26 protein-coding genes are annotated in these 24969 nt (G+C 72.5%); 8 read left to right on the forward strand and 18 right to left on the reverse strand.

The window, feature by feature from the left end; translation table 11 throughout:
• Window position 1 precedes the first annotated feature (1 nt).
• Entirely contained in the window at window positions 2-265 is a 264-nt protein-coding gene (locus BMW78_RS18775) for a PLD nuclease N-terminal domain-containing protein (RefSeq protein ID WP_091762867.1), read from the forward strand.
• A gap of 99 nt (window positions 266-364) precedes the next feature.
• Window positions 365-1237, forward strand: a complete 873-nt coding sequence (locus BMW78_RS18780; protein ID WP_091762869.1) for a 1,4-dihydroxy-2-naphthoate polyprenyltransferase — start codon at window positions 365-367, stop codon at window positions 1235-1237.
• A 103-nt stretch (window positions 1238-1340) separates the two neighbouring features.
• Here the strand turns inward: BMW78_RS18780 and BMW78_RS18785 are convergent, their stop codons facing one another.
• Genes BMW78_RS18785 through BMW78_RS18820 form a run of 8 tightly spaced genes read right to left on the reverse strand, consistent with a single transcriptional unit; the run spans window position 1341 to window position 8220 of the window.
• A complete protein-coding gene (locus BMW78_RS18785) occupies window positions 1341-1634 on the reverse strand; it encodes a DUF4229 domain-containing protein (protein ID WP_091762871.1) in 294 nt (97 codons plus the stop codon).
• 6 nt (window positions 1635-1640) lie between these two features.
• On the reverse strand, window positions 1641-2675 hold the full coding sequence (gene ccsB, locus BMW78_RS18790) for a c-type cytochrome biogenesis protein CcsB (RefSeq protein WP_091762873.1): 1035 nt from the start codon (window positions 2673-2675) through the stop codon (window positions 1641-1643).
• Window positions 2672-4273, reverse strand: a complete 1602-nt coding sequence (gene resB / locus BMW78_RS18795) for a cytochrome c biogenesis protein ResB (protein WP_245735993.1) — start codon at window positions 4271-4273, stop codon at window positions 2672-2674. The genes ccsB and resB overlap by 4 nt, the downstream gene beginning before the upstream one ends.
• A 2-nt stretch (window positions 4274-4275) precedes the next feature.
• Window positions 4276-5028, reverse strand: a complete 753-nt coding sequence (locus BMW78_RS18800) for a cytochrome c biogenesis CcdA family protein (RefSeq protein ID WP_091762875.1) — start codon at window positions 5026-5028, stop codon at window positions 4276-4278.
• Window positions 5029-5042: 14 nt separating this feature from the next.
• Window positions 5043-5627, reverse strand: coding sequence for a TlpA family protein disulfide reductase (locus tag BMW78_RS18805; protein WP_091762877.1), 585 nt, complete (start codon window positions 5625-5627; stop codon window positions 5043-5045).
• Complete coding sequence (locus BMW78_RS18810; RefSeq protein WP_091762879.1) at window positions 5624-6271, reverse strand: histidine phosphatase family protein; 648 nt, start codon at window positions 6269-6271, stop codon at window positions 5624-5626. Before BMW78_RS18810 ends, BMW78_RS18805 begins: the two co-directional genes overlap by 4 nt.
• On the reverse strand, window positions 6268-7632 hold the full coding sequence (gene hemL / locus BMW78_RS18815) for a glutamate-1-semialdehyde 2,1-aminomutase (protein ID WP_245735995.1): 1365 nt from the start codon (window positions 7630-7632) through the stop codon (window positions 6268-6270). The genes BMW78_RS18810 and hemL overlap by 4 nt, the downstream gene beginning before the upstream one ends.
• Before the next feature lie 54 nt (window positions 7633-7686).
• Entirely contained in the window at window positions 7687-8220 is a 534-nt protein-coding gene (locus BMW78_RS18820) for a MarR family winged helix-turn-helix transcriptional regulator (RefSeq protein WP_091762881.1), read from the reverse strand.
• Between the two features lie 120 nt (window positions 8221-8340).
• Here BMW78_RS18820 and BMW78_RS18825 point away from each other — a divergent pair, with 120 nt between their 5' ends.
• Window positions 8341-8883, forward strand: a complete 543-nt coding sequence (locus BMW78_RS18825; protein ID WP_091762883.1) for a YceI family protein — start codon at window positions 8341-8343, stop codon at window positions 8881-8883.
• Window positions 8884-9004: 121 nt separating this feature from the next.
• Here the strand turns inward: BMW78_RS18825 and BMW78_RS18830 are convergent, their stop codons facing one another.
• The 4 genes from BMW78_RS18830 to BMW78_RS18845 all read right to left on the reverse strand — a co-directional run bounded on the left by BMW78_RS18830 (window position 9005) and on the right by BMW78_RS18845 (window position 13343).
• The gene (locus BMW78_RS18830) at window positions 9005-9832 is read right to left on the reverse strand and encodes a carbohydrate ABC transporter permease (protein ID WP_091762885.1); all 828 of its coding nucleotides are present in this window, start codon (window positions 9830-9832) and stop codon (window positions 9005-9007) included.
• Window positions 9829-10677: a carbohydrate ABC transporter permease gene (locus tag BMW78_RS18835; protein WP_091762983.1), complete on the reverse strand. Its 849-nt coding sequence runs from the start codon at window positions 10675-10677 to the stop codon at window positions 9829-9831. The genes BMW78_RS18830 and BMW78_RS18835 overlap by 4 nt, the downstream gene beginning before the upstream one ends.
• Window positions 10678-10769: 92 nt before the next feature.
• A complete protein-coding gene (locus BMW78_RS18840) occupies window positions 10770-12128 on the reverse strand; it encodes an ABC transporter substrate-binding protein (RefSeq protein WP_091762887.1) in 1359 nt (452 codons plus the stop codon).
• 96 nt (window positions 12129-12224) lie between these two features.
• Complete coding sequence (locus BMW78_RS18845; RefSeq protein WP_091762985.1) at window positions 12225-13343, reverse strand: carbohydrate kinase family protein; 1119 nt, start codon at window positions 13341-13343, stop codon at window positions 12225-12227.
• Window positions 13344-13448: 105 nt separating this feature from the next.
• Between BMW78_RS18845 and BMW78_RS18850 the strand changes: the two genes are divergently transcribed.
• The gene (locus BMW78_RS18850; RefSeq protein ID WP_091762889.1) at window positions 13449-14210 is read left to right on the forward strand and encodes a DeoR/GlpR family DNA-binding transcription regulator; all 762 of its coding nucleotides are present in this window, start codon (window positions 13449-13451) and stop codon (window positions 14208-14210) included.
• Window positions 14207-15562: a 6-phospho-beta-glucosidase gene (locus BMW78_RS18855; RefSeq protein ID WP_091762891.1), complete on the forward strand. Its 1356-nt coding sequence runs from the start codon at window positions 14207-14209 to the stop codon at window positions 15560-15562. The genes BMW78_RS18850 and BMW78_RS18855 overlap by 4 nt, the downstream gene beginning before the upstream one ends.
• A gap of 54 nt (window positions 15563-15616) precedes the next feature.
• Here BMW78_RS18855 and hemB read toward each other — a convergent pair whose 3' ends face one another.
• The 6 genes from hemB to BMW78_RS18885 all read right to left on the reverse strand — a co-directional run bounded on the left by hemB (window position 15617) and on the right by BMW78_RS18885 (window position 21765).
• Window positions 15617-16594: a porphobilinogen synthase gene (hemB, locus tag BMW78_RS18860; RefSeq protein WP_091762987.1), complete on the reverse strand. Its 978-nt coding sequence runs from the start codon at window positions 16592-16594 to the stop codon at window positions 15617-15619.
• A 17-nt stretch (window positions 16595-16611) separates the two neighbouring features.
• The gene (locus BMW78_RS18865; protein ID WP_281247104.1) at window positions 16612-18285 is read right to left on the reverse strand and encodes a bifunctional uroporphyrinogen-III C-methyltransferase/uroporphyrinogen-III synthase; all 1674 of its coding nucleotides are present in this window, start codon (window positions 18283-18285) and stop codon (window positions 16612-16614) included.
• Window positions 18282-19343 carry a hydroxymethylbilane synthase gene (gene hemC / locus BMW78_RS18870; RefSeq protein ID WP_091762990.1) on the reverse strand — a complete coding sequence of 354 codons (1062 nt, stop codon included), beginning with the start codon at window positions 19341-19343 and terminating at the stop codon, window positions 18282-18284. The genes BMW78_RS18865 and hemC overlap by 4 nt, the downstream gene beginning before the upstream one ends.
• 11 nt (window positions 19344-19354) lie before the next feature.
• Entirely contained in the window at window positions 19355-20665 is a 1311-nt protein-coding gene (locus tag BMW78_RS18875) for a glutamyl-tRNA reductase (RefSeq protein ID WP_091762893.1), read from the reverse strand.
• Entirely contained in the window at window positions 20662-21345 is a 684-nt protein-coding gene (locus BMW78_RS18880) for a redox-sensing transcriptional repressor Rex (RefSeq protein ID WP_091762895.1), read from the reverse strand. Before BMW78_RS18880 ends, BMW78_RS18875 begins: the two co-directional genes overlap by 4 nt.
• A 153-nt stretch (window positions 21346-21498) precedes the next feature.
• A complete protein-coding gene (locus BMW78_RS18885; RefSeq protein WP_091762897.1) occupies window positions 21499-21765 on the reverse strand; it encodes a glutaredoxin family protein in 267 nt (88 codons plus the stop codon).
• 53 nt (window positions 21766-21818) lie between these two features.
• Between BMW78_RS18885 and BMW78_RS18890 the strand changes: the two genes are divergently transcribed.
• From BMW78_RS18890 to BMW78_RS18900, 3 genes are all read left to right on the forward strand, one after another.
• Window positions 21819-22664: an HAD family hydrolase gene (locus BMW78_RS18890; RefSeq protein ID WP_091762899.1), complete on the forward strand. Its 846-nt coding sequence runs from the start codon at window positions 21819-21821 to the stop codon at window positions 22662-22664.
• A 221-nt stretch (window positions 22665-22885) separates the two neighbouring features.
• Window positions 22886-23629 (forward strand): sigma-70 family RNA polymerase sigma factor, encoded by a 744-nt coding sequence (locus tag BMW78_RS18895; RefSeq protein WP_245735997.1) that lies wholly within the window; start codon window positions 22886-22888, stop codon window positions 23627-23629.
• Between the two features lie 108 nt (window positions 23630-23737).
• Window positions 23738-24949: a DUF5667 domain-containing protein gene (locus BMW78_RS18900; protein ID WP_091762903.1), complete on the forward strand. Its 1212-nt coding sequence runs from the start codon at window positions 23738-23740 to the stop codon at window positions 24947-24949.
• The last annotated feature ends 20 nt before the right edge of the window (window positions 24950-24969 follow it).

The following is a 24969-nucleotide window of genomic DNA, read 5'->3' on the forward strand; positions in this document are numbered from 1 at the left end:
CATGCTGCGCGTGCTTCCCTGGCTTCTGGGCATCGCCCTGACGGTCTACGCCGCGGTCGACTGCATCCAGACCGAGGAGGACCGGGTGCGCAACCTGCCCAAGCTGGTCTGGGTCTTCCTGATCCTGCTCTTCGCCGTGGCCGGGCCGCTCGCCTGGTTCATCGCCGGCCGTCCGAAGGGCCAGTGGCCCACCCGCGGACCGGGTCAGCGGCCCTCCGCCCCGCGTGGCCCCGACGACGACCCGGACTTCCTCCGTAACCTGTAGCCAGCAGCCGAGCCGCCACCAGCAGCTCCCTGCACCCCGCCGTCACAGCGTCGTGGCGCAACCCACCCCTTCGCACAACCGAGTGAGACCAGCACCCCCATGGCCACCATCGCCCAGTGGATCGAGGGCGCCCGACCGCGCACCCTCCCCGCCGCCATCGCCCCCGTCGTCGTCGGCACCGGCGCCGCAGCCGCCGTCGACAAGGCCAACCTCGCCCTCGCCCTGCTCGCCCTCGTGGTGTCGGTGTGCCTGCAGGTCGGGGTCAACTACGCCAACGACTACTCCGACGGCATCCGCGGCACCGACGCCTCCCGGGTCGGTCCGGTGCGCCTGGTCGGCCAGCACAAGGCCGACCCCGAGAACGTCAAGCTCATGGCGTTCTCGTTCTTCGGGTTCGCCGCCCTGGTCGGCCTGGCCCTGGTCGCCCTGAGCGCGGCGTGGATCATGATCCCGCTCGGAGCCCTCGCGATCCTGGCGGCGTGGCGCTACACCGGCGGCGACAACCCCTACGGCTACCGCGGCCTCGGCGAGGTCTACGTCTTCGTCTTCTTCGGGCTCATGGCGACGCTCGGCACGCTCTACACCCAGGCAGGCAAGGTCACCACGGTCGGCGTGCTCGGGGCCGTGGGCGTGGGCGCCATCGCGTCGGCGATCCTCGTCGCCAACAACCTGCGCGACATCCCCACCGACCGTGCGACGGGCAAGGTGACCCTCGCCGTGCGCCTCGGCGACCGCGGCACGCGCCTGCTGTATGCCGCGCTGCTGCTGGTGGCGCTCCTCGCCGTGGTGGGCATCGCGTTCACCCACCCGTGGGCGCTGCTGGCGCTGCTGGCCTTCGGCGTGGCGTGGAAGCCGTTGCAAGTGCTGCGCTCGGGCGCGACCGGCCTCGCGCTGGTGCCCGTGCTCGCGGCGACGGGCCTCTTCGAGGTCGCGTATGCCGTGCTGCTCGCGACCGGGCTCTGGGTCGCCTGAGCGCGCCGGCTTGGTCACCGGTCTGAGCGCGCTGGCTCCGGCACCGACCTGAGCCGACGCCCCCGACGCCCCCTGCGGCCCCGCAGCCGCCGAGCCGTCCGGCCTAGCGGTATTCGACGGGGCCGCTGTCGCGGCTCTCGTCCTCGGCGTCCTCGGCCTGCTCGTCGAGGTCGCCGCGCTGCTGCTTGGCCTGGACCCGGCGCTCGAGGCGCTCGGCCAGCTGCTGGCTGTAGTCCTCGCGGAACCGCCTGAGGACGACGACCGAGATCGCCATGGAGATCAGCGCCGAGAGCACCAGCAGCAGGATCTGCTGGTCACGGTCGCGCAGGCCGAGCAGCCAGAGCGCCGACATGACGCCGAAGAAGATGAGGATGCGCAGGAGCGAGTAACGAACCATCGGATCTCACAGCCCCGAGTAGGAGTGCTGGCTGACGAAGAACACGTTGACCACCGTGTAGTTGATGATGATGCAGGCCCAGCCTGCGAGGGCGATGTAGTTGGCCCCCTGCCGGCTCCAACCGCTGGTGGCACGGGCGTGCAGGTAGGCCGCGTAGACCACCCAGATGACGAAGGTCCAGACCTCCTTCGGGTCCCAGTTCCAGTAGGAACCCCAGGCCTGACGGGCCCAGATGGCACCGGCGATGACGGTGAACGTCCACAGCGGGAACGCCACGACGTGCAGGCCGTAGGAGAGCCGCTCGATGCTGCGCGCAGGCGGGAAGCGGTCGAGCACCGACGCCCGCCCGGAGCGCTCGAAGCTGTCCTTGAGCAGGTAGATCAGCGCGGCCGAGGCGCCGATGGCGAAGATGCCGACCGACAGGGTGGCCACGGTGACGTGGATGACCAGCCAGTAGCTCTTCAGCGACGGCAGGAGCTCGGCGGCCTCGGTGTACCAGACCGTGATGGCCAGGCCGAGGGTCAGCAGCACCGGGCCGGTGACGAGCAGGCCCAGCCAGCGCAGGTCGCGCTTCGTCGACCAGATCGAGAACGCCAGCACCGTGAACATGGACCCGAAGACGGCGAACTCGAACATGTTGCCGAGCGGCCACCGGTGCACCGACGCACCGCGCAGCGCGATGGAGGCCACGAGCAGGAAGCCGGTGAGCCACGTCATGGTGCCGGCGATGCCGGCGGCCTTGCGGGCCCGCAGGGGCACGTCGTCCGCCTCGCCGTCGGCGGCCGCCGACGCAGCAGGTGACGCGGCGCTGGGTGAACCAGGGCCGGCGACCGGGCCACCCGGCATACCGGCGCCCGTCCCGGCGCCCACCAGCTCCTCGTCGCGGCTCCGCGTGGCCTCGGCGGCGAGCGCCGCCTTGCGGTCGCGGTGCGGGACGAGGGCCGCGAGGTAGAGGGCGTAGCCGAGCATGGCGACCGTCAGGACCGCCATGGCGGAGTAGAGCGCCAGGTTGGCGTACTGGGCCAGGGTCTCGTTCGTCATCGCGATGTGCCCGTCCGTCGTTGCACGGCGGCGAGGATGTCCTCGACCGCCTCGGTGAGTGTGTCGTCGTCGTCCTTGGCCATGCCGCCGACGGAGACCACGGTACGTCCCGCCTCGGCCGCGGGGGAAACCCGTACGAAGACCCGCCGCCGGCGCACGACGAGGCTGGAGATGAGGCCGGCCAGCGCCAGGAGCGCGGCGACGAGGGTGAGCCCCTTGCCGGGGTCGGAGCGGATCGACAGGCCGGCGAAGCGCTCGACGCCGTCGAAGGTGATGCTGCCGCGGCCGCCGGGCAGCTCGAAGGTCTGGCCCGGCTCGAGCCAGATGCGCAGGGGCTCGGTGCCCTTGGCGTTCTTGATCTGGGTCAGCTCTTTGGTGTCGAGGGTGTAGACCGACTGGGGCCGACCGTCGGGGAACAGGTTGCCCTCGTAGAGCCCGAGCGCGAGGGCCGGCTTCTTGGCGTCGGGGAAGATCGACGTCGGCCCCTGGTCCTTGGTGATCACGGCGGTGGGCAGGAACAGGCCGAAGAAGCCGAGTTGCTTCGGGGTGGCGCCGGTGACCTTCACGGCGCCGACGGACTTGTAGTTGTTGTCCTGCGCCAGGAAGGGCGTGGCGTCGCGGTAGACGACGTTGCCCTCCTTGTCGCGCACGGTGATGACGGGCGCGTAGCCGTTGCCGAGCAGGAAGACCGAGGCACCCTTCATCTCCAGCGGGTGGTTGACCTTGACGGTCTCCTCGTGGGGCTTGGCGCCGGGTTGGTCGGCCACCGAGACGTGCGCGGTGAAGTCGCGCGGCTGCCCGAACTGGCCGCGGCCGGTCACGTTCTCCTCGAACTTCGCGTCGAGCCGGTCGAGCTTGAGGGAGAAGGGCGAGAGGTTCTCGGGCTTGACCCACGGGCCGGGGCTGAAGGTGTCGTAGCGCGAGAGCGTGTTGGCGAAGCCCTGCCCGACCGGCACGATGACGTCGCCCTTCCACCCGAGCAGGTGTCCGATGGCGACGCCCACGATGACGAGGATGAGCGCGAGGTGGAAGACGAGGTTGCCGGTCTCCTTGAGGTAGCCACGCTCGGAGCTGACCGACGTCTGGTCGTGGCGGTGCAGCCGGAAGCGCCGCTTGCGCAGCACCGCCTCCGCGGCCGCCAGCGCCTCCTCGGGGGTCGCCTCGACCTCGGCGGTGGCGTGCGCGGAGAGCCGCTCGAGGCGGGCGGGGGTGCGCGGCGGCGTCGAGCGCATGGCGCGCCAGTGCAGCCTCGTGCGCGGCAGCACGCACCCGACGAGCGAGATGAAGAGCAGCAGGTAGATCGCGGCGAACCACGGCGAGGCGTAGACCTCGAAGAACCCGAGCCGGTCGAGCACGGGCCCGAGGGTCTGGTGCTGCGCGATGTAGTCGGCGGTGCGGGCCGAGTCGATGCTGCGCTGCGGCCAGATCGAGCCCGGCACCGCGCCGACGGCGAGCAGCAGCAGCAGGAACAGCGCGGTGCGCATGCTCGTCAGCTGCCGCCACGCGAACCGCAGCCACCCCACCAGGCCGAGCTGCGGCTGGTTGACCGGCTCGTCGGGTGGCGCCGGCTGGGTGCTGAGGGGGGTCTGGGTGGCCAAGGTCAGATCACCGTCCGGAAGCCGTTGACGAGCTCGGTCTGCAGGGCACGGGTCCAGTCCTCCCAGACGCCGCTGGCCATCAGCACGCCGACGGCGAGCAGCAGCGCGCCGCCGAGCAGCTGGATGAGCCGCTGCCGCCGGCGCAGTGCGGCCGACACCCGGCCCCACCGCGAGAAGCCGCCGGCGATGAGGAGGAACGGCAGGCCGAGGCCCAGGCAGTATGCCGCCGCCAGGACGATCCCGCGGGTCACCGCCTGCTGGTCCCCCGTCGTCGTCGCGAGGAGCATCACCGCGCCGAGGGTGGGGCCGGTGCACGGCGCCCAGCCGATGCCGAACACCGCCCCGAGCAGGGGTGCCCCGGCCAGGCCCGCGGCGGGCTTGACGTGCAGCTTCAGCTCCCGCTGGGTGCCGGCGCCGAGGAAGACGAGGGCCATGAGGATCACGAGCACGCCGCCGACCCGCATGAGCAGGGTGCGGTGCTCGACCAGCGTCGCGCCGACGGAGGCGAGGAAGGCGGTGGTGGCGATGAAGACGGCGCTGAAGCCGGCCACGAACAGCAGTGCGCCGAGCAGCATCCGGCTCCTGGCCCGCTTGGCGAGGGCGACGTCGCCCAGTCCGGTGACGTAGCCGAGGAAGCCGGGCACGAGCGGCAGCACGCAGGGCGACGCGAACGAGACCAGCCCGGCGAGCAGCGCGACGGCGAGGGCCACGGGCAGGGCGCCCGCGGTCACGGTGTCGACGACGTCGAACAGCATGGGAGGAGGCCCGCCTAGCCTTCGGCGAGCACGTCGTCGACGAGCCCGGTCAGCGTCGAGGTGCTGGTCTCGCCGTTGACGCGGGCGGCGATGCGGCCGGTCTTGTCGAGCACCAGCGTGGTCGGCACGGTCGGCGCCTTGCCCTGCAGCGCGAGGATGAGCACGCCGGACTCGTCGGTCAGCGACGGGTAGGTGATGTTCTTGGCCTTGGCGAAGGCGGCGCCGCGCTCGGGGGCCTCACGGAAGTCGATGCCCATGAACTGCACCGGCTTGCCGGCCTTGGAGATGCTGCCCCACGCCTTCTGCAGGTCCGGCGCCTCCGCAACGCAGGGCCCGCACCACGAGCCCCAGACGTTGACGACGACGACCTTGCCCTTCTCGTCGGCGAGCGACCAGTCCTTGCCGTCGAGGGTCTTGCCGCTGAGCTTGACCGGCACCTGGCGCTTGCCCGGGGCGATGTTCTCGACGCTGCCGTCACCCGAGACGTAGCCCTTGCGGTCGCCGGCCTTGGCCTGGGAGGCGAGGCTGTTGGGGTCGCTCGAGCAGGCGGCCGCCGAGAGGGCGAGCACACCAGCAAGCGCCAGCGCGGCAGACCTCACGCGCCGGCCCCCTGGTGGGCCTGGGGAAGCAGCGACCCGGCGGGCTCGCTGTAGGTCACCGACTCGAGCTCGCTGCCGGCGTAGGTGAGGCTGGTCAGCGACGCCAGGGAGCACTGGCGCGTGCGCGGGTCGTGCCAGAGGCGCCGGCCCATGAGCCGGTTGCGGGCGGTCCAGATCGGCAGCTGGTGCGAGACGATGACCGCCTCGTGCCCGGCAGCCTTCTCCTTGGCGGCCTCGATGGCCTCGAGCATCCGGTCGGCGATGACGGCGTAGGCCTCGCCCCAGGACGGCTTGAACGGGTTGACGAGCTTGCCCCAGTGACGGGGGTGGGCGAAGGCCGACGGGCCCGCGTTGACCCGCTCGCCCTCGAACCGGTTCGCCGCCTCGACCACCCGGTCGTCGACGGTGACCTCGAGCCCGTGGGCGGCGGCCACGGGGGCGGCCGTCTCCTGCGCGCGGATCAGCGAGGAGGCGACCACCAGGGTGACGTCGTGGTCGGCGAGGTGCCGGGACACCAGCTCGGCCATCTGCCGGCCGAGCTCGGAGAGGTGGTAGCCGTCGAGGCGTCCGTAGAGCACCCCTTCGGGGTTGTGGACCTCGCCGTGGCGCAGGAGGTGGACGACGGTGCGCACCGGCTCGCTCATGCGTCGATTCTCGCAAACGCCGCCGCGGCCTCCGACGCCGCCGCCGGGAGGGCGGCCAGCACGCGGTCGACGGCCGCGTCGTCGTGGGCGGCGCTGAGGAACCAGGCCTCGAAGGCGCTCGGCGGCAGGTGCACGCCCTGGCTGAGCATCGAGTGGAAGAACGCGGCGAACGCGGGCACGTGCTGGTCCTTGGCGTCGTCGTAGTTAACCACCGCGCCCTCGCGGAAGAAGACGCTGAACATGCTGCCGGCGCGCTGGATGACGTGCGGCACGCCCGCCTTGCCCAGCTCGTCGCCGAGGGCAGCGGTCAGGGTGTCGGCCACCGTGGTGAGCCGGTCGTAGACCTCGGGGGTGCAGTGCTGCAGCGTGGCGAGGCCGGCCGCGGTCGCCACCGGGTTCCCCGACAGCGTCCCGGCCTGGTAGACCGGGCCGAGCGGCGCGAGCATCGCCATCACGTCGGCGCGGCCGCCGAAGGCGGCCGCGGGGAAGCCGCCACCCATGACCTTGCCGAAGGTGAACAGGTCGGGCGCGCCCGCGGCATACGGGCCCTCGAGCCCGTACCAGCCGGCGGCCGAGCAGCGGAAGCCGGTCATGACCTCGTCGGAGACCAGCAGCGCGCCGTGCTCGGTGGTGACGCGGCGCAGGCCCTCGGTGAACCCGGGGGCCGGCGGCACGACGCCCATGTTGCCGGGCGACGCCTCGGTGATGACGGCGGCGATCTCCTGCCCGCGCTCGGCGAAGGCGGCCTCGAGCGCGGCGAGGTCGTTGTAGGGCAGCACGATCGTCTCTGCGGCCATCTCCTTCGGCACGCCCGCGGAGTCGGGCAGCGCGAAGGTGGCCACCCCGGACCCGGCGGCGGCGAGCAGCGAGTCGACGTGGCCGTGGTAGCAGCCGGCGAACTTGACGATGACGGAGCGGCCGGTGAAGCCGCGGGCGAGGCGGATGGCGCTCATGGTCGCCTCGGTGCCGCTGGAGACCAGGCGCACCTGCTCGACCGGCTCGACGCGGGCCACGATCTCCTCGGCCAGCGCCACCTCGTTCTCGCTGGGGGTGCCGAACGAGAAGCCGCGGCCGGCGGCGGTGGTCACGGCCTCCAGCACGGCCGGGTGGGCGTGGCCGAGGATCATCGGTCCCCAGGAGCAGACCAGGTCGACGTACTCGCGACCGTCGGCGTCGCGCAGGTAGGGCCCGTGGCCGCTCACCATGAAACGGGGGGTGCCGCCGACGGCGCGGAAGGCCCGCACCGGCGAGTTCACGCCACCCGGGGTCACCGCGAGGGCGCGGTCGAGCAGGGCCTGCGAGGCCGGCGCCTCCATCGGGTATGCCGCGATGCTGGCTGTCGTGCCGGGACGGTCAGTCATGCCCGCATTGTCTCAGCAGAACCTGTGTGGCCTGACCGCCCCCTCAGGCGCCTCTCAGCGCAGCGAGGACGCCATGGTGCCGCCCTCGGGCGCCTCGGCGGCGCCGCTGCGCAGGATCCCGGCCGAGATGGCGTCCATGGCGGTGCCGAGGGCGGCGAACAGCTCGGGCGGCATGGTGTCGACGAGGTGGCGACGCACGCTCTCGACGTGCACGCGGGCCATGTCCTGCACGGCCTGCCAGCCCTCGTCGGTGAGCACGAGCTCGACGCCGCGGCGGTCCTCGAGGCACGACTCGCGGCGCACCCAGCCGCGGCGCTCCAGCCGGGCGGCGGTGTGGGTCAGCCGGCTGCGCGACTGCACCACGAGGTCGGCCAGGCTCGACATGCGCAGCCGACGGGCCTCCGCCTCGGAGAGCATCGAGATGATCTCGTACTCGGACAGCTGCACGCCGTGGGACTGCAGGTCCTTGTCGAGCGCAGCCTCCAGCAGCCGGCTCCCACGGAGGTACGAGCGCCAGGCGTGCTGCTCCTCGGCGGTGAGCCAGCGGGGCTCGACGGAGGTGTCGAGGGTGTCGACGGTCTCGGACATGTCCTCAGTATCCCACGGGCTGCACATAGTTGAAATATAAACGATCATTGCTATGTTGTACCCCGTGACAGCGAAGGAACCCCTCCTTCACCACCACCCCGCAGCCTCGTAGGAGATCGCATGACCACCACCGCCAACACCACCCTGCTCCCCACCGGCACCTGGACCGTCGACGCCTCGCACACCGAGGTCGGCTTCACCGCCCGCCACCTCATGGTGACCAAGGTCCGCGGCAAGTTCACCGACGTCGAGGGCACCGTGACCGTGGCCGAGCCCTTCTCCGCCTCGCACGTGCAGGCCTCCGTCAAGCTGGCCTCCGTCGACACCGGCTCCGCCGACCGCGACGCCCACCTCAAGAGCGCCGACTTCTTCGACGTGGAGAACAACCCGGAGATGACCTTCGTCTCCACCGAGGTCTCCGAGGACACCCTGAAGGGCGACCTGACCATCAAGGGCGTCACCCGTCCGGTCGAGTTCGACCTGGAGTTCGGCGGCGTCGCCACCGACCCGTGGGGCAACACCAAGGCCGGCTTCGAGGCCGAGACCGAGATCAACCGCAAGGACTGGGGCCTGGAGTGGAACGTCGCCCTCGAGGGTGGCGGCGTGCTCGTCTCCGAGAAGATCAAGATCAAGCTCGAGGTCCAGCTGCTCAAGACCGCCTGAGCCCCCTCTCTTCGGAGACTCAGAGCACAGCGCGCGAAGAGGGCGGTTCCCCCACGGGGAACCGCCCTCTCGTCGTGTCCGCCGGTGGACCCACGGCACTGTCGCGTATGCCGTGAGCGGGCTACTCGCGGACGGCGCCTTCCAGCATCCCGGCGATGAAGTGGCGCTGCAGGAACAGGTAGAGCAGGACCACCGGCGTCGCGACGATGCAGGCGCCGGCGGCGAGCAGGGTGAAGCCCTGGGTGTACTGGCCCTGGAAGAAGGCCAGGCCGAGCGGCGCGGTGCGCAGCGACTCGGAGATCACCATGACCAGCGGGATGAGGAACTCGTTCCAGGTCCACATGAACACCAGCACGGTGAGCGTCACGATCGCCGGACGCGCCAGCGGCACGAGCACGCTCCACAGGATGCGGCGGGTCGATGCCCCGTCGAGCCGGGCCGCCTCGACGAGCGAGCGGCTGCTGGTGCGGAAGTAGGCCCGCATCCAGAACGTGCCGAACGCCACCGACTGCGCGACCTGCGGCAGCACGACGGCCCACAGGGTGTCGGTCAGGCCCAGCGTGCGGAGGTCGAAGTAGAGCGGCACGACGACCGCCTCGCTCGGCATCATGATCCCGAGCAGGAAGACGTAGAACAGCACCGTCGAGCCCGGGAAGCGCATGGTGCCGAACGCGAAGCCGCTCAGGATCGACAGCGTCACGCTGATCACCACCACGGTCGCCGAGACCACGACGCTGGTGCGCAGGTAGCTGCCGAAGTGGCCGTCCTGCCAGGCCTTGGCGAAGTTCTCCGGGTGCAGGCCGAGCACCCCGCCGCCGACCTGGCCGCCGGCCGCGTCGTCGGGGCCGAGGGCCGCGACGACGATGGTCAGCACCGGGTAGAGGGCGAACACCGCGAAGGCGATGAGGATGGCGTAGTTGGCAAGCCGCTCGCCCCGGCTGACCCTCATGCGCCCTCCCGCTCCGCGACCCGGGTGATGCCGAACGAGATCACGAAGATGATGAGGGTCAGCACCACCGCGACCGCGGCCGCCGAGCCGACACGGCCCTGCTGGAAGGCGCGGTTGTAGACCTCGAACGAGGGCACCGACGTGCTCTGCCCGGGCCCGCCGCGGGTCGTGATGTAGACGAGGTCGAAGGTGCGCAGCGCGGCGATGACGGTCAGCGTGAGGGCCACCGCGATCTCGCCGCGCACCGACGGCAGCGTGACGGCGAAGAACTCGCGCACCGGCCCGGCTCCGTCGAGCCGGGCCGCCTCGTACAGCTCGCCGGGGATCCGGCCCATGCCGGCCAGCAGCAGCACGGTCACGAGGCCGATCTCGAACCAGGTGCCGATGAAGCCGACGGCCGGCAGCGCCGCGGTGTAGTCGCCGAGCCAGCCGCGGGCCAGCGAGTCGAGCCCGACCGCCCGGAGCAGGTCGTTGACGCTGCCGTCGGGGGCGTAGAGCCGGCGCCATGCGACACCGATCACGACCATGGCGACCACCTGCGGCAGGAAGATCACCGTGCGGAAGAACGGCAGGCCGCGCACCCGGGCCCGGTTGAGGATCGAGGCGAGCCCCAGGCCGACCACCAGCGGCAGGACGGCGTAGAAGAACACCAGCACCAGCGCGTGCCCGAACGCCGCCCGCAGGGCGGGGTCGGTCACCACCTCGGCGTAGTTGTCGAGCCCCGCCCAGGTCGCGAGGGTGTTGCCGTCCCAGTCGTACAGCGAGATCTGCACGGCACGCCCGAGCGGGTAGAGCAGGAACGCGGCATACACGAGGAACGCCGGCAGCAGGTAGAGGTAGGCGATCCTGCGCGGCTCCCCCGGCGGCCCGGCGCTGCGGGTCCGCGCGCGCGCCGGCGACGTGGAAGTCCGCCGAGCGCGCGCGACCTGCTGGGTGCTCACTGGTTCGACGACACGAACGAGCTGTAGTCCTTCTCGAGCGTGTCGAGGAACTGCTGCGGCGTGGCCTTCTTCGCCAGCAGGTCCTGCAGGGCCGCGCCGATCGTGTCCGACATCGTCGGCGTCGCGTAGTCGAGGTAGGGCACCAAGGCGTTCTTCTGCACCGCGGTGCCGAAGGCCGCGAACACGTCCTTGCCGAGCGCGTTCGGTGCCTGCTGCGCGGCCGTGTCGGCGATCGGGAGGTTGTCGGTCTTCGCGAGCACCGCCATCGCGTCCTTGCTGGTGATGAAGTTGATGTATGCCGCGGCGGCGTCCGGGTGCTTGCTCTTGCTCGAGATGGCCCACGGGATGCCGGTGCCGCCGGTGGCGGCGGGGCTGCCGGACGCGGAGGGCGGCAGCACGAACGTCACGTCGTTGCCCATCTGCTTGCCGAGGTCGGCCTGCAGCCAGGTGCCGGCGATGAGGTAGACGCCCTTGCCCTTGGCGAACCCCTGCCAGGCCGGGTCGTAGCCGAGGCCGTTGACGTCCTTGGAGAGGTAGCCCTTGTCGACCCAGTCGACCAGCGTCTGCGCGGCCTTGGTGTTCTCCGGCGTGGTCCAGGAGCCGCCCTTCTGGCCGAAGCCGAGCTTGCGGATGGCGTCGGGCTGCACGTTCTGCGCCTGCACCGTTCCGAAGACGTGGATGGCCGGCCACTTGTCCAGGTTGCCGAGCACCAGGGGCAGCTCGCCCTTGGCCTTGAGGGTGGCCAGGCTCTGCTGGAACTGGTCCCAGGTCTGGGGCATGCTCACGCCGGCCTTCTGGAGCTTGGCCTTGTTGACGTAGATGCCCACGACCTCACCGACCTGCGGCAGGCCGTAGAGGCTGCCGGTGCCGAAGGTCTTGCCGTCGGTCGAGTACGACGAGTACTGGCGCACCGACTCGGGGTAGCGGTCCTTCCAGCCGTACGCGTCGGCATACCGGTCCAGCGGCACCAGCTGGCCGGCCTTCACGAAGGAGCCCATCTGCGGGCGGCCGTTGTTGGCCTGGAAGACGTCCGGGGGCGTGTTGCCCGACAGCGCCAGCTTCAGCGTGGTGTTGAGGTCGTCGGTGGAGCGGGAGACCCGGTCCAGCTTGATGTTCGGGTACTTCGCCTGGAACTCCTTGTTGAGCTCGGTGATCTGCGCCTTCTGGCCGCCGCGGATCTCCTGGTCCCAGACGGTGAGGGTGACGTCGCCCATCTTCGAGGGGTCGGTGCTCACCTGGCCCGTGGGCGCGGAGGACTTCCCGCTGTCGGAGTTCGAGCCCGGGGCGCAGGCCGACAGCGCCACGGCGCCGATCAGTCCCGCGGCGGCGAGCAGGGTGGTGGGTCGGCTCCTCATGACAGCTCCTCGTGTGGTCCCAGTGACAGTCCGTGTCGTTCCATCACAGCATCCGTCCGGAAGTGGCCGGCCGGCACAGCTTCAGTGCGCAGGGCATCAGGTGCCCGCGATGTCGGCGTGGCGCGCAATCGTCGCACTCGCCCGTCGCCCGACCCCCAGCGGGACGTTCGGGACGAGGTCGTCGAGGAAGGCGTACCGGCGCAGCAGCGAGCGGTGGTAGGAGCTGGAGTCCGTCCTCGCCTTCTGCTGGGCCCACCAGTCGGCGAGGTCGCCCCAGCCCGGCGCCGCCAACGAGCCGCCGAACTGCTGCACCGCCAGCGACGAGCACAGGGCCGCGAACGCCAGGCGCTGCTGGAGCGGCCAGCCCGCGATGGTGCCCAGCACGATGGAGGCGCCGAAGACGTCGCCGGCGCCGGTGGGGTCGAGGGCGTTGACGCGCAGGGCCGGCACCACCGCCTCCTCCCCCGTCGAGGAGTCGATCGCCATGGCACCGTTCTCTCCGTTGGTGACGACGGCGAGCGGCACGAGGTCGGCGAGCGCGTAGAGCGCCTCGGTGGGGGTGGCTGAACGGGTGTAGGCCATGGCCTCGCCGGCGTTGGGCAGGAAGCCGTGGCACACCTCGAGCTGGTCGAGCACCTCGCGGGGCCACGTGCCGGTGGGGTCCCAGCCCACGTCGGCGAACACCAGGGCGCCCTCGTCGCGTGCGAGCTGCACCCAGGTCGGCTCGTCGCGGCCGATGACGCCCTCGCCCTCGCCGAGCGAGGCCATCACGGCCCGGGCTCGGGGCGGCCGGCCGATGAGCTCGGTCGCCCCCACCGGGGCCGGGTGGCCGTGGCTGACCATCCCGCGGTCGCGGTCCACCGCCATCGAGATCGTCACGGGCGAGTGCCACCCCTCGAAGCGGCGCGAGCGGCTGAGGTCGATGTGCTCGAAGGCCTCCAGGGTCTCCCAGCAGAAGTCGCCGTAGGCGTCGTCACCGAAGGCGGCCGCCAGCGAGGTGCGCAGGCCGAGCCGCCGGGCGGCCACGGCGAGGTTCGCGATGCCGCCGGGGCACGAGCCCATGCCGTCGGCCCAGACCTCCTCGCCGCCCTCGGGGAGCCGCTTCAGCCCGGTGAAGATGATGTCGAGGAAGACTGTGCCCCAGACGAGCACGTCGATGTCCGGGTCTCCCGGGGCGCGCAGGGACGCCAGGGGGTCGAACACCTGATCCGCCATGCGGGCCAGCATGCACCGCCTCACCGGCGACTGACAAGCACAATCGCGCAGAAACGTGCAGGAACGCGCGTGCCCTGCACACAACTGCGCGTACAGTGGCCTGCCATGCGGGTACCCCGGCAGCGCTCCATCCTCGGTCGCCTCACGGCGCAGGGGATGGCGACCACCGAGGAGCTCGCCGCGCTCTGCGACGTGAGCGCGGCGACCGTGCGGCGCGACCTCGTCGAGCTCGAGCGCCAGGGGGCGCTGCGCCGCGTGCACGGCGGGGCGGTCGCCCTCGACGGCCCGGACGCCGACGCGACCCGCGGATTCGCCGAGGTGGCGGCCAGCGACGCTGCGCACAAGGCGGCCGTGGCCGCCCGCGCCGCCGGCCTGGTCGCGGACGGAGACTGCGTCATCCTCGACATCGGGACGACCACCATGATGCTGGCCCGCGCCCTGCGGGGCCGGCCCGTCACCGTGGTGACGGCCAGCCTGGCCGTGCTCGACGTGCTGCGGGACGACGACGACGTCGAGCTGGTGCTCCTCGGCGGCATGGTGCGACGCCACTACCACTCCCTCGTGGGCGCGCTCACCGAGGACGCCCTTCGGCAGGTGCACGGCAGCCACGTCTTCCTCGGCGCCAGCGGCGTGCGGGGCGACGGCACGGTGCTTGACACCACCATGGTGGAGGTGCCCGTCAAGCGCGCCCTGCTGCAAGCCGCCGACCGCTCGGTGCTGCTCGTCGACCGGCACAAGTTCCCCGGCACCGGCACCCTGCGCGTGTGTGGCGCCGGCGAGGTCGACGTCGTCGTCACCAACGAGGGTGCCGACCCCGACACGATCACCGTCTGCCGCGAGGCGGGCACGGAGGTGCTGTACGCATGAGGCTCGCAATCCTGGGGGGCGGCGGGTTCCGCACCCCGCTCGTCTACGGCGCGCTGCTCACCGACCGCCACGAGCGCCGGGTCGACGAGGTCTGGTTGCACGACGTCGACCAGAGCCGGCTCGACGCCATCGCCCGGGTGCTCGCCCAGCTCGCGGCCGACCACCCCGACGCCCCCGCCGTGCACACCACCGACGACCTCGACGAGGCGCTCGCGGGCTCCGACTTCGTCTTCTCCGCCATCCGCGTGGGCGGTCTCGAGGGCCGCACTGCCGACGAGCGGGTCGCGCTCGACCTCGGCCTCCTGGGCCAGGAGACCACCGGGCCGGGCGGCATCTCCTACGGCCTGCGCACCGTGCCCGTCGCCCTCCACGTGGCCGAGCGGGTCCGGGCGGTCGCGCCCGACGCGTGGGTCATCAACTTCACCAACCCGGCCGGCATGATCACCGAGGCCATGCAGTCGGTGCTCGGCGCGCGCGTGGTCGGCATCTGCGACTCCCCCATCGGCGCCGCCAGGCGGGTGGCCGCCACCATGGGGGTCGACCCCGCAGCCACGACCATCGACTACGTCGGCCTCAACCACCTCGGCTGGCTGCGCGGCGTCCACCACGAGGGGCGCAACCTCGTGCCGGCCCTGCTCGAGGACGACGCGCGCCTGGCCACCACCGAGGAGGGCCAGCTGTTCGGCGCGGAATGGCTGCGCACGCTGGGCTCGATCCCCAACGAGTACCTCTACTACTACTACTTCACCCGCGACGCGGTCGCCTCGATCCGCAGCAGCGAGCAGACCCGCGGCGAGTACCTCGTGCAGCAGCAGCGCTCGTTCTACGACGCGCTCGCGAGCGGCCCGGACCACGCGCTGGCGGAGTGGGACCGAGTGCGCATGGAACGCAACGCCACCTACATGCGCGAGGCACGCGACGAGGGCGAGGAGCGCGACGAGCAGGACGTCCAGGGCGGCGGCTACGAGGGGGTCGCCCTGGCCATCATGGCGGCCATCTCCCGGGGCGAGCCGGCGACGCTCATCCTCAACGTCCGCAACGGTTCCACGCTCGCCGGCCTCCCCGCCGACGCCGTGGTCGAGGTGCCCTGCACGGTCGACGCCGACGGCCCCCATCCCCTGCCGACGAGCCCGCTCGAGGGCCACCCGCTCGGGCTGGTGCAGCAGGTCAAGGCCGTCGACCGGCTCGTCATCGAGGCGGCCACCACGGGGTCGGAGCGCCGCGCGGTGCAGGCCTTCGCCCTGCACCCGCTGGTCGATTCGGTCACCGTGGCGCGCGAGCTGCTGCGCGGCTACCGCGCGCGGATCCCCTTGGTGGACGCGGTGTTCGGCGGAGGACGCAGCCGCCGCTGACGCCCAGCGGTATGCCGCCCGCTCACCCGTGCGGGTGAGCGGGCGTCCCGCAGGTCACCGGCGCAGGAGCGCGGCGGCCTCGAGCGCGTAGTAGGTCAGGATGATCTGCGCACCGGCGCGGCGGATGCCGAGCAGCGACTCCAGGATGGCCCGCTCGCGGTTGATCCAGCCGTTGGCGGAGGCCGCCTCGATCTGGGCGTACTCGCCCGAGATCTGGTACGCCGCAACGGGAACCGGCGACATCTCCGCGGCGGCGCGGATGATGTCGAGGTGCGGCGTCGCGGGCTTGACCATGACGATGTCGGCGCCCTCGGCGATGTCGAGCTCGAGCTCGCGCACCGACTCCGTCGCGTTGGCCGGGTCCTGCTGGTAGGTGTTGCGGTCGCCCTCCAGCGAGGACTCCACGGCCTCGCGGAAGGGGCCGTACAGCCCGGAGGTGTACTTCGCCGAGTAGGCCAAGATGATCGTGTCGGTGAAGCCGGCGGCGTCGAGCGCCTCGCGGACGTGGCCGACCTGGCCGTCCATCATCCCCGAGAGGCCGAGCACGGGGGCGCCGGCACGGGCCTGCGCGAGGGCCATCGCGGCATACCGCTCGAGGGTGGCGTCGTTGTCGACGCGCCCCTCGCGGTCGAGCACGCCGCAGTGGCCGTGGTCGGTGAACTCGTCGAGGCACAGGTCGGCCATGACGACCGTCCGGTCGCCCACCGCGTCGACGACCGCCTCGATGGCGACGTTGAGGATGCCCTCGGGGTCGTCGGCACCGGTGCCGGTGGCGTCCTTTTCCTCGGGCACGCCGAAGAGCATCAGGCCGCCGATGCCGGCCTCGACCGCCTCGCGGGCGACCTCGACCACCGACTCGAGGGAGTGCTGGACGACGCCGGGCATGGCGCCGATGGCCACCGGCTCGCGGGCGCCCTCCTTCACGAAGACGGGCAGCACCAGCTCAGCGGGGTGCAGCCGCGTCTCGGCGACGAGGCGTCGCACCGCTGCCGACTGGCGGAGCCGCCGTGGGCGGACGACCGGGCCCGGCACGCCGGGACGCGGCGACACTACTTGGCCCGACGCCGCGACGCGGCGCGCTTGGCGCTGGGCCGGAGCACCGGCTCACCCGCCTCCGCGGCTGCCGCGGCAAGGCCGAGGCCGTAGTCGGCGAGGGCGTCGACCAGCGCGTTGGAGGAGGCCTCCGGCGCCAGCACGTCGACCCGCAGGCCGTGCTCCTCGGCGGTCTTGGCCGTGGCCGGGCCGATGCACGCGATGACCGTGGACGGGTGCGGCTTGCCGGCGATGCCGACGAGGTTGCGCACCGTCGACGAGGAGGTGAAGACCACCGCGTCGAACTGCCCGCCCTTGATGGCCTCGCGCACGGGCGCGGCGGGCGGGGCGGCCCGGACGGTGCGGTAGGCCGTCACGTCGTCGACCTCCCAGCCCATGTTCTGCAGGCCGGCGACGAGGGTGTCCGTCGCGATGTCGGCGCGCGGGAGGAAGACCCGGTTGATCGGGTCGAGCACCTCGTCGAAGGGCGGCCACGCCTCGAGCAGGCCCAGCGCGGACTGCTCGCCGGTGGGGACGAGGTCGGGCTCGAGACCCCACTCGCGCAGGGCACCGGCGGTCACGCCGCCCACGGCGGCGATCTTGAGGCCGGCGAACGCGCGGGCGTCGAGGCCGAACTCGGCGAACTTCTCGCGCACGGCCTTCACCGCGTTGACCGAGGTGAAGCCCACCCACTCGTAGCGTCCGGTGACCAGGCCCTTGACCGCCCGCTCCATCTGCTGCGGCGTGCGCGGCGGCTCGACGCTGATGGTGGGCACGACCTCGGCCGTGGCGCCGTAGGAGGCCAGCCGGGCGATCGTGGTGCCGGACTGCTCCTTGGTGCGGGGCACCAGGATGTTCCAGCCGAACAGCGGCTTGGACTCGAACCACGACAGCTGGTCGCGCAGCGCCACCGTCGCGCCCACCACCGCGAGGGCGGGGAACTCGACGTCCTTCATGACGCCGGCGACCTCACCGAGGGTGGTGCTGCGGGTGGACTGGCGGATGGTGGTGCCTCGCTCCGTGAGAGCCACCGGGGTGTCGGCCGAGCGACCGGCCTCCAGCAGCTTCGCGAGGGACTCACCGAGGTCCTCGGGAGCACCGAGCAGCACGACGGTGACGTGGTCGGAGACCGACGCCGACCAGTCGACCTTGCGGTCGTTGGCGGCCACGACGTGCACCGCCTGCGAGGTGCTGGAGGTCAGCGGGACGCCGGCGTAGGTCGGCACGGCCGAGACCGCACTGACGCCCGGCACCACGTCGAAGCCGAGACCGGCCTTGCGCAGGGCCAGCGCCTCCTCGGCGAGACCGTTGAAGAAGCCGGGGTCGCCGTCCATGAGGCGCACGACGAGCCCGCCCTTGGTGGCCTTGGCGGCCTTGACGACGAGCTTGGCGCGCATCGCGTGGGTCAGCGGCTGGCCGTGGTCGCCGTGACCGGCGTCGACCACCTCGACGTCGTCGCGGCAGTAGCGCGCAACGACGTCCTCACGGCTGAGCTGGTCGATGACGACGACGTCCGCGGCGGCGAGGTACTCGACCGCGCGCACGGTCATCAGACCGGCGTCACCGGGGCCGGCGCCGACGAAGGCGACCCGGCCGGGCTGGCGGCCGGCGCTCGTGGTGGCGGAACCGGTGGTCGAGGTGGCGGAGTTCGCTCCGGTGGGGGTGGCGGACTTCGAGCGCGAGGGGCTCACGTTGCACGCTCCGTGGCGGTTGGTTCTGGACGGGAGTCGGTGGGGGCGGCGAGCGGAGGCCTGTCTCCGGTCGCCTCGGCTGGGTCTGGGTCCCAGTGCGTGTGCGCGGTGGCTGGGGGCCGCTCCTCTGGACCCGTCAGGTGTTCGGCACCGTCCTCGAGGAGGACTGCCGCGAGGTCGGCGCCCAGCCGCTCGGGGGCGGCCACGGGGCCGACGAGCGAGCGGCGCAGCTCGACGGAGCCGTCGGTGGACCCGACGAACGCACGCAGGGAGAGCTCCAGGCCGTCCTCGCCCTCGACGACCTCGGCGAGGGCGCCCACCGGGGCGGAGCAGCCCGCCTCGAGGGTGGCGAGGAGGCTGCGCTCCGCGGTGACGCACGCACGTGTGTCGGCGTCGTCGACCTCGGACAGCAGTGCGACCACCTCGGCGTCGTCGGCGCGGCACTCGACCGCCAGCGCGCCCTGGCCCGGGGCCGGCAGCATCTGCAGCGGGTCGAGGGTCTCGGTGATCTCGTCGAGGCGGCCGAGGCGGGCCAGGCCGGCGCGGGCGAGCACGACCGCGTCGCAGGTACCGGAGCGGGTCAGCCCGATGCGGGTGTCGACGTTGCCGCGGATGTCCTTCAGCTCCAGGCCCAGGCCGAGCGCGGCGAGCTGGGCGACCCGACGCGGCGAGCCGGTGCCGACCACCGAGCCGGTGGGCAGCTCGCCCAGGGTGAGGCCGTCGCGGGCCACGAGGGCGTCGCGCGGGTCCTCGCGCTGCGGGATCGCGGCCACCACGAGGCCGGGCTCCGGCGTCGTCGGCAGGTCCTTGAGGGAGTGCACGGCGAGGTCGACCTCGCCGGCGAGCAGTGACTTGCGGATGGCCGCGGCGAAGACGCCGGTGCCACCCAGGGTCGCGAGCGGCGCGGCGTTGACGTCGCCCTCGGTGACGATCTCCACGAGCTCCACCCGGTGGCCGCGGGCGCGCAGCAGGTCGGCCACCCACCCGGACTGGGTGGTGGCGAGGGCGCTGCGGCGGGTGCCGAGACGGAGGGTGCGGGTCACGGTTCGCGACGTCATGGTCGGAGTGGTCACGGCATACCCCCTCGCTCCCGCGGCGGCACGGAGACGGCGGCGGTCTCGCCGGGTCCGAGGTCGAACAGCTCGCGCAGCGCCTGGGCGTAGTCGTCGCCGTGCCCGCTGGTCGCCCGTTCCTTCATGCGCACCGTGGGCGTGTGGAGCAGCTTCTCGACGATGCGGTGCACCGCGCGCTGCACCTCGTGACGCGTGGCGTCGTCCATGTCCGGAAGCCGCTGCCCGAGCCGGCCGAGCTCGCTGTCGACGACCTCCGCCGCCCGCGAGCGCAGGGCCGCGACCGTGGGGGCGACGGACTCTGCGGCGCGCGTCGTCAGGTAGGCCGCGACTTCCGCGATGACGAGGTCGGCGACCTCCTGCACCTGCGGGGTGGTCTCCCCGGCGCTGAGGTCCTCACCGAGCGCGGCGAGGCCGGCGACGGTGACGCCCGTGAGCGAGGCGACCTCGGAAGCCACGTCGTGGGGCAGGGCGAGGTCGATGTAGACCTGCGGGCGTCCGCCGCGCGCCACCTGCGCGTCACCGGCGAGGGCGAGGTCGACGACGACGCCGGTGGAACCGGTGCACGAGATCACCACGTCGGCCTCCGCCACCGCGTCGCGCAGCTCGGCGAGGGGGCGGGCCCTTCCGCCGATGCGCTCGGCGAGGCGCTGGGCCTTGCTGGCGGTGCGGTTCGTGATGACCAGGTCGGCGCAGCCGAACCGCGCGACCGTGGTGGCGGCCAGCGAGCTCATGCCGCCGGCGCCCACGACGAGCACGCGCTGCTGCGCCATCGGGCCGAGCTCGCGCTCGACGACGCCCAGGCCGGCCTCGACGAGCGAGACGCTCACCGAGTCGATACCCGTCTCGGCGTGGGCACGCTTGCCGACCCGCAGGGCCTGCTGGAAGAGGCTGTTCAGCGTCGGTCCGGCGTGCCCGGCCCGCTGCGCGACCTGCAGGGCCGTACGCATCTGGCCCAGGATCTGCGCCTCACCGACGGCCATGGAGTCGAGCCCGCAGGCGACCGTGAAGGCGTGAGCGATGGCGCGGTCCTCGTAGTGGACGTAGAGGTGCTCGCGCAGGTCGTCCCGGTCGACGCCGGCCACGTCGACGAGGCTGTCGGTGATGTCGGTGACGGCCCCGTGGAAGGTGTGCGCCTCGGCATACACCTCGGTGCGGTTGCACGTGGAGACGACGATGGCCTCGGAGACGTTGTCACGCCCCACGATCCGCTCGGCGAGGTCGACCCGGCCGGGGTCGCCGAGCGAGACCGACTCGAGCAGCGACAGCGGCGCGGTGTGGTGGGAGAGGCCGAGGACGACGAGGCTCACGGGGCCACCGCCTTTCTCAGCGCGGCCGGCGAGGCGAGCGCCTTGCGCTGCTCGTGGAAGGCCAGGATCTGCAGCTCGGTGGAGAGGTCGACCTTGCGCACGTCGACTCCATCCGGGACGACGAGGACGCAGGGCGCGAAGTTCAGGATGGAGCGCACACCGGCGGCGACGAGGGCGTCGCACACGTCCTGCGCGGAGGCGGCCGGGGTGGCGATGACGCCGATCGCCAGGCCCTGCTCGGACACCAGTGCGGTGAGCTCCGACATGGGCTGCACGGCGAGACCGGCGATCTCCTGCCCGACGATGGCCGGGTCCTGGTCGAGCAGGGCGACGACCCGAAAGCCACGGGTGGCGAAGCCGCTGTAGGCGGCAAGCGCGTGGCCGAGGTTGCCCATCCCGACGATGGCGACGGGCCAGTCCTGGGTGAGGCCGAGCTCGCGGGAGATCTGGTAGGCGAGGTGGTCGACCTCGTAGCCGACGCCGCGCACGCCGTAGGACCCGAGGTAGGAGAGATCCTTGCGCAGCTTGGCCGACCGGACTCCGGCCGCCGCGGCGAGCTCCTCCGAGGAGACGGACGTGATGCCCCGCTCTGCCAGACCGGTCAGCGCACGGAGGTACTCGGGCAGCCGCGCGACGGTGGCGTCAGGAATGCCGCGACGGGCGCTGGGATCTGCAGACAAGGGGGTTCTCCGGCTCCTCTCATGCGAAGAGTCCGCACCTGGCTGGAGCGGACGGGAGCACCGTCAGGTTACGCGGTTGTGAACCGATGCACAAAGTCACAAGCGTCCGCCCCGCCCCATGGCCGGATGGGTGTGAGCCAGGTCACCGAAGGCTCAGCGTCCGGCGCCGAGCGCCGCTCGCAGCCGCGCCTCGTCCACCCGCCAGTAGTCGTGCTGCCGGCCGTCGACGAAGGTCACCGGGATCTGCTCCCAGTACTCCTCCGCCAGCGCCGGGTCGTCGGAGATGGACCACTCCTCCCAGGTGACGCCGAGCTCCTCGGCCACCCGGGAGACCACCGCGCGCGCGTCGTCGCACAGGTGGCAGCCCGGCTTCCCGACGAGGGTGATGCGGGCGCGGTGCTCCGGTCCGGTTGCTGCCACACCAGAACTGTATGCCGCGCTGCGCCCGCCGCGCCGCACTCTAGGGTTGGACCATGATCGAGTACGGCCCGGATGGCGAGGTGGTGGCGGAGGCTGTCACCGTGCCGTCGGAGCCGCCGGCGTCGGAGCCGGCCCGCACCGAGACCGCCGCCTTCTTCGACGTCGACAACACGGTGCTGCAGGGCGCCAGCATCTTCCACCTCGCCCGCGGCCTGTGGAAGCGCGACTTCTTCACCACGCGCGACATCGCAGCCATGCTGTGGAAGCAGGCCAGCTTCGCCCTCCTCGGCGAGAACCTCGAGCACGTCGCCCAGATCCGGGAGCAGGCCCTGGGCTTCATCGCCGGTCACACCGTGGAGGAGATCGGCCGCATCGGGCGGGAGATCTACGACGAGGTGTTGGTCGACAAGATCTGGCCCGGCACCCGCGCGCTCGCGCAGGCCCACCTCGACGCCGGGCACGACGTGTGGCTCGTCACCGCGACCCCCGTCGAGGTGGCCACCGTGATCGCCGACCGGCTGGGCCTCACCGGCGCTCTCGGCACCGTCGCCGAGAGCGTCGACGGCGTCTACACCGGCCGGCTGGTGGGCGAGTTCCTGCACGGACCGGCCAAGGCGGTGGCCATCGAGGCGCTGGCGTCCGAGCGGGGCTACGACCTCGCCGGCTGCTCGGCCTACTCCGACTCGGCCAACGACATCCCCATGCTGTCGATGGTGGGGGATCCCTGCGCCGTCAACCCCGACGCGAAGCTGCGCCACCACGCCAAGGCGCACGGGTGGAGGGTCCGCGACTTCCGCAACGGCCGCAAGGCGGCCAAGGTCGGCATCCCCGCCGCCGGAGCCACCGCGCTCGCCGGCGCGCTGGCGGCAGCGGCCTCACGGCGCCGCTCCAGCCGCTGACGGCCACGCCCCACCCGCCGACGGCCAGGGCCCGACGAGGCCAGGAACCCGGGATGGGACGGGGCTCTCCTGACATTTCACGCGATTTCGTGGAAACTGGCCGGCGGGAGGTGGGTCGTATCCGCATGCCGAGCAGCCGTCGCGTCGCGAGTGTCATCGCGGCCCGTCGTCATGCCCGCTTCCCCGGGGGCCCCTTCCCTGCCGCCTGGTCAACGAGCCTGGTGCCGGCAGGTCACGCGCACCGGCCCGCGAGCTCCCGCGACCACGGGCTGCCCGGGGCCACCACCCAGATGCTGGGCTCGCTGCGCGTGCTGCTCAGCCTGGCCGAGGGCGCCGAGGTCACCGGTGGGGGCGTCGGAGCCGGCGGTGGTGACGGAGCCAGCCGGGCCGGCTTCGCCCCGGGCGCGGCACCCCAGGACTTCGAGCGGGTCTCGGCGCTGGTCGAGCTGGCCCAGAAGGGCGACGCCGAGGCGTTCGGGCTGCTCTACGAGCGCTACGTCGACGTCGTCTACCGCTACGTCTACGTGCGGGTCGGCAGCACCCAGGTCGCCGAGGACCTCACCTCCGAGACGTTCCTGCGCGCCCTGCGCCGGATGGACTCCTTCTCCTGGCAGGGCCGCGACATCGCGGCGTGGTTCATCACCATCGCGCGCAACCTCATCACCGACAACGCCAAGTCGGCCCGCTTCCGCCTCGAGGTGACGACCGCCGACATGCTCGACGCCGACGAGCACGTCGACGCCCCGGAGGCGGAGGTGCTCCAGCGGCTGCGCGACACCCGGCTCCTCGAGGCGGTCAAGAACCTCAAGCCGGAGCAGGCCGAGTGCGTCGTGCTGCGGTTCCTCCAGGGCCTGACGCTGGCCGAGACGGCAGCCGTGCTCGGCAAGAGCGAGGGCGCCGTCAAGCAGCTCCAGCTCCGCGCGGTGCGCGCCCTCCACCGGGAGCTCGCCGATGTGGACCTGTGACGCCGTGACAGCCGTTCCGTTCCGCTACGGCGTGGAGCGTAACCTCCTGCCCCACCCGTCGTTCTCATGGCGGCAGACGTCGACCGAGTCGGGGGAGGAGGTTCCGGCATGCTCATGACCCGCCGCACGGCGGACCGGCTTCAGCGCGCCCTCGAGGGCGAGCAGGTGGCCGACCCGCAGACGGCTCGTCTCGTGCGCACCGCCCAGGCTGTGGGCACCCTTCCCAGCGGAGCCGGCACGCCCCGCCCCGAGTTCGTGGCCGCCCTCCGCGAGCGCCTCGAGGCCGAGGCCGCCACCCTGCCGGTCGTCGACCGGGCCGCCGCGCGCACCCGCACCGAGACCTCCCCCCGCCGCTCCGGCCCCGTCGTCCTCGTCGTCGGCCGCGGTATGCCGCGGGCCCTCGCCGGCGTCGCCGCGTCGCTGGTCGTCGTGGGCGCCGTGGTGGGCGTGGCCTCGCGCAGCGCCATCCCCGGCTCCACGCTCTACCCCGTCAAGGGCTGGCTCGACTCGGTGGCGGTGCAGATGGCCGGCTCCGACCTCGACCGCGGCCTCACCCACCTCTCCCAGGCGCAGGAGCACGTCTCCGAGGCGCGCGAGCTGGCCGACCGCAACGAGCGGGACGCCGACGGGTACGTCGAGGCCCTGCAGAAGGCGGTCTCCGACGTGCGCGCCGGCCAGCGGGACCTCGGCCGGGCGTTCGACCGGACCGGCAACCCGCAGGCGCTCATCGCGATCCACGACTTCGCCGCCCGCACCAGGCCGCAGGTCGAGGCTCTCCGGCCCGAGGTCCCCGCCGCGGCCCTGCCCGTGCTCGGCGAGCTCGAGTCGCTGCTCGCCGACGCCGATGCCGCCGCCCTGCGGCAGCTGGCGGCCTGCGCCCCGACCTGCGTGACCCTCAAGCCGGTGGGCGCCGGCCCGTCCGACCTCCCCTCCCTGAGCCCCGCCACCGCGGTCGCCCCGAAGGCGGAGCAGCCGGCTGCCGGGGGCGGCGTGACCGTGCCCGGCACCCCCGTGACGGCCGACCCCGACGGCAGCGGTGCCGCGCCGGGCCTCACGGCCGGTTCCGGCGGTCTGGTGGTCGGTGGCGACAACGGCGGCGCCACGCTGTCGACCGGGGGCGCGAACCTCAACGGACCCTCGGTGAGCGCCTCGGTCCCGGGCCTGCCCGGCGTGGACGCCACCCTCCCCTCGGCGAGCATCAGCAGCGACGGCGTGCAGGCCACGGTGCCCGACACGACCCTCGGCGGTATCACCCTGCCGGGCGTCACCGCGACGGTGTCGGTGCCGCTCGACTCGCTGGGGCTCCTGGGTTCCCGTTAGCACGAGGCTCGCGCCAAGCA

Source organism: Pedococcus cremeus, assembly GCF_900111375.1.
Lineage (GTDB): Bacteria > Actinomycetota > Actinomycetes > Actinomycetales > Dermatophilaceae > Pedococcus_A > Pedococcus_A cremeus.